Annotated in this window: 6 protein-coding genes; all 6 read left to right on the top strand. The window is 50.3% G+C overall.

The genetic code is table 11. The features are described 5' to 3' along the window. Positions 1-71: 71 nt before the first annotated feature. Positions 72-4,646, top strand: a complete 4,575-nt coding sequence (locus D6694_04740) for a diguanylate cyclase (GenBank protein RMH45446.1) — start codon at positions 72-74, stop codon at positions 4,644-4,646. Positions 4,647-4,850: 204 nt separating this feature from the next. Next, entirely contained in the window at positions 4,851-5,336 is a 486-nt protein-coding gene (gene speD, locus D6694_04735) for an adenosylmethionine decarboxylase (protein RMH45445.1), read from the top strand. Further along, entirely contained in the window at positions 5,329-6,177 is an 849-nt protein-coding gene (locus D6694_04730) for a polyamine aminopropyltransferase (GenBank protein ID RMH45444.1), read from the top strand. The genes speD and D6694_04730 overlap by 8 nt, the downstream gene beginning before the upstream one ends. 36 nt (positions 6,178-6,213) lie before the next feature. Next, complete coding sequence (locus tag D6694_04725; protein RMH45447.1) at positions 6,214-8,115, top strand: biosynthetic arginine decarboxylase; 1,902 nt, start codon at positions 6,214-6,216, stop codon at positions 8,113-8,115. Continuing rightward, positions 8,099-9,148, top strand: coding sequence for an agmatine deiminase family protein (locus D6694_04720; GenBank protein ID RMH45443.1), 1,050 nt, complete (start codon positions 8,099-8,101; stop codon positions 9,146-9,148). Before D6694_04725 ends, D6694_04720 begins: the two co-directional genes overlap by 17 nt. Further along, positions 9,145-9,773 (top strand): N-carbamoylputrescine amidase (locus D6694_04715; GenBank protein RMH45442.1); only part of this gene is annotated, 629 nt, incomplete at its 3' end. The genes D6694_04720 and D6694_04715, both read left to right, overlap by 4 nt.

Here is a 9,773-nt window from a genome sequence, read left to right as displayed (position 1 = left end):
CAAAAACCTTCATCTCGGGGCCTCCTCTTTTTCTTTTCTGTTTCTCTTGAGGCCCCTTTTTCATATCTTCAATGTCTCACATCTGTCTGAACCTGGTCAGCGATTTGTCTTACATCACTTTTTCATCCAGACCACCACACGATGCGCGAACGCCTTCTATACTTGATCAAATGAAAATGAAATCATTCATCAACTGCTGCCTGCTGCTAGCGTTGACGTGCTTGCCACAAGTCGCTGACGGCGCGGCACGTTCAACAACGCGATACGATCGAGCACAGGGATTGGATTTGTTTTCGATCACTGTCGCCGTACAGGACAATTTCGGATTCCTCTGGCTTGCCGGGCAAGATGGCATTGTCCGTTTTGATGGCTACGAGTTTGTGCGTCTTGAGCACCTCGTTAGAAAAAAAACGCTGCCCTTTACGCCGTTTGTTTGGGACATGCTGGTTGATAGCAAACACCGTCTCTGGGTTGCCAGTTACGGGGGACTGGCCCAGATCGATCTGGAAACTTACCGTTTGAACGTGTATCGCTTGCCAAAACAAGACCAATCACGCGCTCAAGTGCTGTCTTCCTTGATAGAAGACGCCAATGGCACCATCTGGGTGGGCACGGCCGGCCGCGGTTTATGGTACTTTAACGAGCAACAGGGCAGACTCTTTGAAGTGCCGTCACCAGCCGCCGCCGCCTACATTAACGATATGGCACTCGTGGGCAACGCACTTTGGATCGCCGCAGGCCCAGATTTTATTCGCCAACAAGGTCATGGCGCGTTATTAAGCTACCAGATTCCCCAAAAAAAATGGGAAATCTATCCATCACCCGGTCAAATTGGCGTCACAGAAATTGTCAGCCACGGCAACAGTCTGTGGATTGGTACTTTTGGCAAAGGCGTTCAACGTTTCTCAATTGCTGACCGCAAATGGGACGGAATCAACTATTTAGCCGACCAAGCCGTGATTTCACTCATCGAAGACCGGGATACGCTGTGGGTTGGCACTACAAATGGCCTATACAAAATTGACAAGGATGGCAATGTTAGGAAGCCGTCGCTCGGAAGAAATATCGCGCTCGACAACATGATCGTCTCAACGCTGCTCGTTGACGCCTCTCAGAATCTTTGGATTGGAACCTGGACACAAGGATTGCTCAAACGCCCACTCTTTGATAACGGCATCCAAACGAGCCACCCCACGAAGAATAGCCGCCTCGGAGCAAAAGTACTGGACGTTCAGGAAATGCCGGATGGCCATCTGTGGGTGGCCCAGTTCGAATCTGGTCTGTCTCAGTGGTCACCAAATGCGGGATGGCTGCCACTGCCTCAATTGACCAAACAACTTACAGGTTTTCCCCGCCAACTGCTGCTAGACACAACGCAACAATTGTGGATAGGCACAACACAAGCGCTGTATCGCCTGCCGCCGCCTTACCAAGTGCCAATACTGGTCGCTGACGCCTCCAGCAGTCCTTGTGCCGCCAATGTGCTGAAGCTGGTTTTAGACCCTGTCCATCAGAGCGTCTGGGTCGGCACGCGGGGCGGTGGTGCTTGTCGATTTGACCTCCAAGGCAAGTTAACACAAAGAATTTCGACCTCGTCGACCCGGCCTGAAACAGGACTACTTTCACCTGCAGTGACAGCCATCTATCTAGATGACCATCAGCGCATCTGGCTTGGCAGCGAGCAAACGGGATTATCGATCTATGATCCGAACTCGCAAAAAATTGCCCACTTCACACTAAGCGATGGGCTTGGTCTGATGAACGATGTCGTCACAGACATCGTTCAAGACAGCCACAACAACATCTGGCTTGCAACCGAAGGTGGCGGTCTTCATCACGTACTGCTAGATAAAGACGGAATGCCGTATTTATTTGAAGCGATCACAACCGCTGAGGGGCTCGCCAACAATGCGATTTCATCGGTACAACCGGTCGACGATGTCCTTTGGCTCGCCACTACAGTCGGCCTGACACGTTTTTATCCGACCAAACAAGAAATTCAAAACTTTCACGTTGACAATCAATTCTACAATGGGGCTAGGCACCTGACCCGGCAAGGACTCGTCATATTCGGCGGAACAGACGGATTGACTTGGCTACAACCGGACAAAGTCAAACGAAATCCGCACAAGCCGCCCGTCGTCCTGACTGGCTTACGTATGGGCAACAAAAGCTTCTTGCCTCCCCCCAGGATTGTGCGCGCCGATTCAGGCAAGTCGGACGCGATTACCATTCCCTATCAACAAAATATGTTTATTATCGAGTTTTCCGGACTTGATTTTGTTGAACCGCTGAGTAATCGCTACAGGTACAAGCTGGAAGGATTTGATAACGATTGGCTGGAAACGGATGCACGTCGTCGTCTTGCCGCCTACACCAATCTGCCGGCCGGTCAGTATCTCTTTCGTGTACAAGCCAGCAACAGTGACGGCATTTGGAATACTGAAGGCCTAAGCGTTCACGTCAACATTGAATCAGCGCCTTGGCAAACGCATTGGCCCAAAATTTTCGTTCTGTGTCTGACATTGGTGTTACTCGCGTACATGTACTGGGTTTGGCAACAAAAAAACAAGCTGCAAAAAGCACACCACCAAGCCTTACAAGAAAGCGAAGAGCGTCTTAAATTGTCATTGTGGGCCAGTGGCGATGAATTCTGGGATTGGGATATTCGAAAAGGGACGATGGTCAGAACCAATGAGCTGCCACTTAACGTCATTCCAAAGCCCCTTTTCCAAGAACGCCTCTCAGCCATTTCAGATTACGTCCATCCTGATGACTTGCAAACCCTCATTAAAGCCTACCTGATGCATCGTAACGGGCATCAGGCCTTGTTTGAATGTCGTTACCGTCTGAAAGACCAAAACAATGAATGGCAATGGGTGCTCGACCGAGGCAAGTTTGTCTCTTGGGATGATAGCGGTCGACCTATGCGTATGGTCGGAATGCTGCGCGACATCGATGACCTGAAGAAAACAGAAGAGCGCCTACAGGTCATCGCGCAGTCGTTGGCCAATACTTCTGACGCGGTGTGGATCACCGCAACCGATTTTACATGCCTGTTTGTCAACTCGGCATTTGAGAAGCTCACCGGTTTTCCGGCGGACAAGTTGGTCGGGAAACCGATGAGTCTCGCAGAAATCACTGGCAATGAAATTCAAACTGAGCAAGCCATCAAACACTATTTGAAACTGCAAGGACGTTGGCGCGGCGAGCTGCATTGCACGAGAGAAAATGGCGATACTTATACAGTGGAGCTCACCATTGATAGCGTCCAAAACGAGGAATCGAAAATTACACACTACATCGGGGTGTTTTCGGATATTTCCCACTTGAAGGCATCGCAAGCGAGATTAAAGACGTTGTCTGAATATGACAAATTGACAGCCCTATACAATCACCAACACTTCATGACACTACTTCAGCGTCGGCTTGATGACTCAGCCTTTCAAATTAACGATCAACTAGGCATTGCCATCATCAGCATCGATCAATTCAAAAACATTAATGACTATTTCGGAATGACCACTGGCGATGCGCTGCTCAGAGCATTTGCCGACCGCCTTATCAAAATGGCAGATAACGAAATGCTTTGTGCCCGTTATACGGGCGATGAATTTATGTTGGCCACGGGCGTTTCAAATAGCAGACAAACGCTAATTCGGCAGATTTATCGAATCATTGACCAGCTCAGAATGCCTTTTCACGTCCATAACCACCACATACGTATCGAAATGAGTGTCGGCATTGCGTTTGCCCCAGCGCATGGGACGGCTCCACTTGCGCTCTTTGAACACGCCCATATCGCCATGAGTCACGTCAAACGCCAAGGCGGCAATGATGTCCATATTTTTAACGATTCCATTTTGGGACGCACTCAAGTTGGCCGCGAAATTGAAAGCGAATTGCTCAAGGCCATCGAACACGAAGAAATCAACTTGCTCATCCGGCCTGTTGTGGACCTCGAGACAAAGCGTGCCGTCAAGGGCGATCTCGTGTTGGTTTGGGACAGTCCAAAACGAGGCCGCCTGACGGCGAGTCACTTTGCTCCGATTGCTTTCCAGACGGGCATGCTTCCACTGCTCGCGGAATGGGTCATCAACAAAGTGGCCGACTATACGCGGCAATGCCAACGTCAGGGCATACTCATTCCACTTTGCACTCCAGTGTCTGAGTTGGTGCTTTCTCGACCATGGCTCATCGAACAATTTCTCAAACAGATCGAATCTTTGCGATTGGCCGAACACTATATCCACCTCACGGTTAACGAGCAATGCATGCGCAATCACCAACCCAATGTTCGACGTTCTTTTGAATTATTGCACGAACACTCCATTCCACTTGAAGTGATTGGCTTCTCCACTCAACAATTTGCATTGTCATGGCTACGCCACCATACGGTCGCGGGCATTCGATTGCCAAGCCATCTGATTCGACAAATTGGCCAGAACGATCTGTACGAACAAACCTTGCTGGCGCTTCTCGACATCGCGGGCACGCACTCTGGACTTGAAGCCATCGCACACGGTATCGACAACGAACAGCAGATAGAGTGGCTGGTGTCGCATTCTTGTCGCTTTGGCACGGGACCTATGTTCGGAGCCCCTCGCTCACTGGACGATTGGATTTCTGGCATGTGCTCATCATAGGTCTGCGGTACGTTCCTTTTGCTTGAAAACACTTATAAAACATAATGCTTATATAAGATGTATTTATATCGAGATATCCCAGCCTCGAAATGCGTAAAAAAAACTTGATTTTTCTGCCAAATCGCGTATAAAGCGCACTCCTGAATTTCAACCGGCCGATACGAAGTTATCGGTGTGACTCACTGACAGAGCGAGGCCAAGACCATGCTAGATTCGACCTTCGCCCCACAACATGTAAATGGCACTGAGTACAACGCCGAGACCGCACAAAATTGGCCAGAATACGTCAACCAAAGAGACAATCAACTGGCTGACGATCACTTTGTCACCCGAAATGGCAAAACCTTTGCTGGAACACACATCATTATTGATCTCTGGGGAGCAGAACGCCTGGATGACTTGGAGTTGATGGAAGCGACTTTACGCAAGGCGGTCGAAGTTTGTGGCGCCACTCTACTCCATATCCATCTGCATCATTTTACCCCCAATGGCGGTATTTCTGGCGTTGCGGTACTCGCAGAGTCACATATCTCGGTACACACATGGCCGGAACGCGGTTTTGCCGCCTTTGATGTCTTTATGTGTGGCGGCGCAAGACCAGAATTGTCTATTGACATTTTCAATGAGGCCTTCTCTCCGAAACAAACACTCGTCAACGAGTTATTACGGGGAGAGGTGAAAGATGACTAAGTGGTTCTCAGAAAAGCTATATCCGAGTTACGCCCAGAGCTTTGGCATAAAGCGCGTTCTGTTCGAAAGAAATACAGGACATCAGCATCTTATTATTTTTGAAAACGAAGACATGGGTAATGTCATGGCGCTCGATGGCATCATTCAAACCACCGAGCGCGACGAATTTATGTATCACGAGATGCTAGCGCATGTCCCGCTCTTTGCGCACCATAACCCAAAGAAAGTACTGATTATTGGCGGAGGCGATGGCGGCATTGCCCGCGAGGTGGTTCGCCACAAACAAATTGAACGTATCGTTCAGGTTGAAATTGATCAAGCCGTCATTGACATGGCGCGAGAATATTTTCCGCGCCATTCCAATGGTGCATTTGATGATCCACGTTTAGAGATCGTGATTGAAGACGGCTTCCGCTTCGTCCACGAAACGGACGAGAAGTTTGATGTCATCATCTCCGATTCAACGGATCCCGTCGGACCAGGGGAAGTTCTATTTACCAACGATTTCTATCGTGGCGTGCGCCGCTGTCTCAATGACAAAGGCATTTTCGCCGCACAAAACGGTGTTGCCTTTATGCAACCTGAAGAGGTCACCAACACTTGGCGTCGTTTTGAGGGCATTTTCGCCGATCGCTGGTTTTATGTCGTCCCTGTCCCCACCTATGTCGGCGGCTTTATGACTTTGGCATGGGGTAGCTTGGACACAACAGCTCGGCAGCTTCCCATCGAAACCATCGAACAACGCTTCCATGATTCCGGTATTGAAACTAGGTATTACACGCCGGAAGTCCACAAAGCTGCATTTGCCCTGCCACGATATATTCTCGACCTGCTACACTGATAGCGTCGAGAAATGACAGGTATCGCAGGGCAAGTGATGACAAATAATCAGCCATGTGCTGAGCGCTACGGCATTGAAAGATGGGGAAACGGCTACTTCGGTGTGAATGACCATGGCGAGGTGCTGGTCTTCCCCACCGAAGACTTTACTCAGATCAATCTTGCACAATTGGCAAGACAACTCACCAAACAGCACGGTGCCCCCTTACTGATCCGCTTTCCACAAATCATCCGCCACCGAATTCACAGCCTGTGCCGTGCGTTTCACGACGTTATGGACGCGCTGGATTACCAGAACGACTATGTGGTGGCGTATCCAATCAAAGTGAACCAACAACGTCAGGTCATCGATGCTGTGATCGCTGCAGGCGATGATGAACATCGGGTTGGCTTAGAAGCTGGCAGTAAAATTGAATTGCTCGCCGTGCTCGGAATGGCGGAAAAAAGTCATCCGCTGATTGTATGTAACGGATACAAAGATGCAGAATACATTCGATTGGCACTTATCGGCGAACAAATGGGTCACCATGTTTACATGGTGGTCGAAAAGCTTGGTGAGCTCGACCTGATATTGCAACAAGCTAAACAGCTCGGCATCCGTCCACGCATTGGCGTGCGTGCCCGCCTTTGGTCGCAAGCCACAGGAAAATGGCAACAAAGCGGCGGAGAACTTTCTAAGTTCGGATTGACACCCGGGCAAATTCTGAGCATGGTTGAGAAACTCTCTCAACATGACATGCTCGACTGTTTGCAACTCCTTCACTTCCATCTGGGCTCACAAATCGCCAACATTCTTGACATACAAAAATCGATCCGGGAATGTGTTCAGTTTTATCGCACCCTCAGTGAAATGGGGGGGCGCATTCAGTGTTTTGACGTAGGGGGCGGCCTAAGTATCGATTACGATGGCTCGCATTCGGATAACGAAAACTCCTCAAACTACGATTTCCACGATTACGCTGAGGCCATTGTGTCATCACTAAAAATGGTGTGTGACCGCCATTGCCTGCCTCATCCCAAAATCATCAGTGAATCCGGCCGGGCCATTACGGCACATCATGCAGTTCTGATTACCAATATCGTCGATTGCGAAGGCCAGGAGCCGCAAACACCAAGACCGCAACAGCCTGATGATCCACAGTGGTTGCAAAGTCTGTATGACGTTTATCAGCACAGCCTCACATGCCACTGTCCGGAAGAAGCACAGAAGTATTTTCTGTCGGCGCAAGACGCCATCGACGAATGCCGCGTGCTATTTAACCACGGACATGTCTCGCTCGAACAACGAGCGCAAGCGGACCGGTTATATCGAGCCATTGGGTTACGTTTACTGCCGGTGCTCGAACAAGGCACCGGGGGCTGTGAAGAAACCGCTGCAATACTGGCGCGTAAACTGGCAACAAAAGTTTATGCCAACTTCTCTTTATTCCAATCGCTGCCGGATGCTTGGGCCATTGACCAGATTTTTCCCATCAGCCCATTGTCTCATCTGAATCAGCCTGCAGAAATGCACGCTGTCATTCAGGACATTACCTGTGACTCGGATGGTGAAATGGCAGGATACGTGGATGGCCAAGAAATTCAGCCACATCTCGGTTTGCCGAGATTTGATCCTGAAGATCCCTACCTACTTGGTTTTTTTCTCGTGGGTGCCTATCAGGAAATCCTTGGGGATATGCATAACCTGTTTGGCGATACCAACAGCTTTGATGTGACTGTCAGCAATAATGGCGAGCTTACCATAGCACATCGCGCCGGCGATAATGGTGCCATGTTGCTAAAATATGTCGATATTCAGCCAGAAGCGTTGCTCGATAGTTATCGCCGACAACTGAGTCGTGCCAACATTGATTCAGCGCAGCGTTCGGCCTACCTCTCCGAATTGGAAGAGGGTTTGTTCGGGTATTCCTATCTGGAAGCGAATGACTATGACAACTAGCCTTCCGTGGCCCGAATGGGGGCGACATTCCGCAACCATTATTTACTGGCCTGTTCGCCGTGAGATCTGGCCAAATGGGATTGAAACCGCCGAAAAAGCCTATCTTCGAGTGATTCACGCAATCGCCGAACGAGAGCCGGTGATTCTTATCGTGCCTGAAACACATGCCGAGCGCATTCGTAGAATGGTCAGTCGTCAGGTCATTTTGGTAGAAAAAACATTGGATGACTCATGGGCACGAGACACAGCTCCGATATTCGCAACACGTGACGGCCACATCGTGGCAAACTGCTGGAAATTCAATGCTTGGGGGGAGAAATTCTCGCCTTTCGCGCACGACGCTGAAGCCGCCACTTTTGTGGCGCATTGGCTAAAAACCCAGACGCCCGATGTCATTGAGATAGCCACGTTCGATTGGGTTTTGGAAGGCGGTGCCATTCATACCAATGGCGCCGGTGTGTTGCTTGTCACCGAAGAGTGTCTCTTGCACCCTAACCGAAATGGTATTGTGAACAAACGCGACGTAGAACAGCGCCTTGAGGCCTGTTATGGCGCCCAGCGGGTCCTGTGGCTGCCACTCGGGCTTGAAGGCGATGTCGACACCGACGGCCACATTGACAATGTTGCCTGTTTTCTCGACGAGCATACACTGTTGATGCAGCGGCCTTCGCGAAATGACCCCGACTGGCCAAGGTTCGAAAAAAATCTTGCCGCTATCAAGCAGTGGCAAGCTGAAGGGGTGAAGATTGACCTTGCCTTGATCGATTTGCCCGAGCCGGTGTTTGTGCAGGGTATTAAAGTGCCGCGTTCGTATGTCAACTTCGCTTGGGCCAATCATGCGATTGTTCTGCCGGCCTTTGATTGCCCGCAAGATGACGCGGCGCGTGAGTTTTTCCGCCAAGCCTTTCCAAACCGAGACGTTGTCAGCGTCCCGGCTAATGACATCGTGGCTGGCGGAGGTGGTATTCATTGCATTACCATGCCTATCCCGCACCATGAGACACTGACCAGTGCACTTGGAGGATTCATATGACCACCGTCACTGTCGCCGCCACCCAGATGGCAGTCAGCCACAACCGGTCTGAAAACCTACAGCAAGCCATGGACCTGATTCGTCAAGCCGCCAGCCAGAGGGCCCAGATAATCTTGTTACAAGAACTCTTCGCAGATCCCTATTTTTGCAAAACGCAAAATCCGAAGTACTTTGATCTGGCCCACCCCATTGACAATCATCCTTGGCTTTCAGACTTTCAATCGCTTGCGAAAACATTGTCTGTCGTCCTACCCATCAGCTTCTTTGAACGTGCGGGCAACTGTTTTTTTAACTCGATGGCAATGATTGATGCGGATGGGGCATTACTGGGTGTTTATCGGAAAGCGCACATTCCCGACGGTCCCGGCTATCAGGAAAAATTTTACTTCTCCCCCGGAGATACAGGCTTCAAAGTTTGGCGAACGCGTTATGGCGCAATTGGCGCTGCCATTTGCTGGGACCAATGGTTCCCCGAGGCGGCCCGGTGCATGGCACTGATGGGTGCGGAAATTTTATGCTATCCAACCGCAATTGGCTCTGAGCCTCAGGCACCCGACTACGACTCATCCAATCACTGGCAAACTGTGATGCGCGGCCATGCCGCGGCCAACATGCTTCCAGTGGT

It is taken from the genome of Gammaproteobacteria bacterium, from assembly GCA_003696665.1.
In the GTDB taxonomy this organism is placed as follows: domain Bacteria; phylum Pseudomonadota; class Gammaproteobacteria; order Enterobacterales.
Note: the sequence above shows the minus strand (reverse complement) of the source record. Positions and strands in the feature narration are given on the sequence as shown.

Bases quoted from the DNA above. Each gene is read 5' to 3' on its own strand.
- D6694_04725 (RMH45447.1), top strand. From the start codon at position 6,214: ATGACAAATAATCAGCCATGTGCTGAGCGCTACGGCATTGAAAGATGG.
- D6694_04720 (RMH45443.1), top strand. From the start codon at position 8,099: ATGACTATGACAACTAGCCTTCCGTGGCCCGAATGGGGGCGACATTCC.
- speD (RMH45445.1), top strand. From the start codon at position 4,851: ATGCTAGATTCGACCTTCGCCCCACAACATGTAAATGGCACTGAGTAC.
- D6694_04740 (RMH45446.1), top strand. From the start codon at position 72: ATGTCTCACATCTGTCTGAACCTGGTCAGCGATTTGTCTTACATCACT.
- D6694_04730 (RMH45444.1), top strand. From the start codon at position 5,329: ATGACTAAGTGGTTCTCAGAAAAGCTATATCCGAGTTACGCCCAGAGC.